Annotated in this window: 1 protein-coding gene; it reads right to left on the bottom strand. The window is 47.0% G+C overall.

The features are described from left to right. The coding region (locus tag R8O11_RS27040) for an isochorismate synthase (RefSeq protein ID WP_318194852.1) at positions 1-766 on the bottom strand (766 nt) is incomplete at both ends.

The following is a 766-nucleotide window of genomic DNA, read 5'->3' as shown; positions in this document are numbered from 1 at the left end:
CGTTCATGGCTGATATAACCCATAGAGCCAGCATACCAGCCACGAGCAAACGGCTCGTTATCAAGGATGAACTGCATCGACTCTTTACGAGGCAAACCTGCCACTGCGGCCGTCGGCTGCAATGCAGAAAGCAGTTGTACGCCATTTGTGCCTGTTTTTAAGCTTGCATGAATATTGCGCTTGAGGTGCTGCACCTTACGTAAACGCACCAATCTCGGTTCGGTTTCTACTTCTACCATTTCGGAATGAGGAGAAAGGCGTTCCACGATATCGTCCACGACGTACTGGTTTTCGTTTAAGTTTTTTGAATCCTGAGATAACCAATTCGCCAATTCCATATCATGAGTGGCATTGTCGCCACGACCAATGGTGCCCGCTAAAGCTTCGGTATGAAGTTCATGTCCAACACGAGAATACAAACGCTCTGGCGTAGAGCCCATAAAACTGTGTTTGCTGTCTAAACTCAACAAGAAATGAAAGCTGTGATGGTTGTTCAAATAGCTCGCTTTAAGCAGTTGTGCAGCGCTCAACGTGTTATCCAATTGGACAGTAGAACGGCGAGCCAACACAACTTTTTTAAACTCATCATTCTCAATCCCAGTCAGAACTTTATGTACCAGCGCATCCCACTCAGATTTGATAGGAGTATGAACAATCGAGCGAATGTGTGACGAGATCGGAGGTAAAGCGGCGACATCGCAAATAAGCTTTCTCAAGCTGGCAAGCGTGCGCGCTTTGTCTTCAGTTAGGTTAACCGCGAGTGACC

It is taken from the genome of Vibrio sp. 1288 (assembly GCF_033344475.1).
The sequence above is the reverse complement of the archived record's forward strand: the minus strand, read 5'-3'. Positions and strand labels throughout refer to the sequence as shown.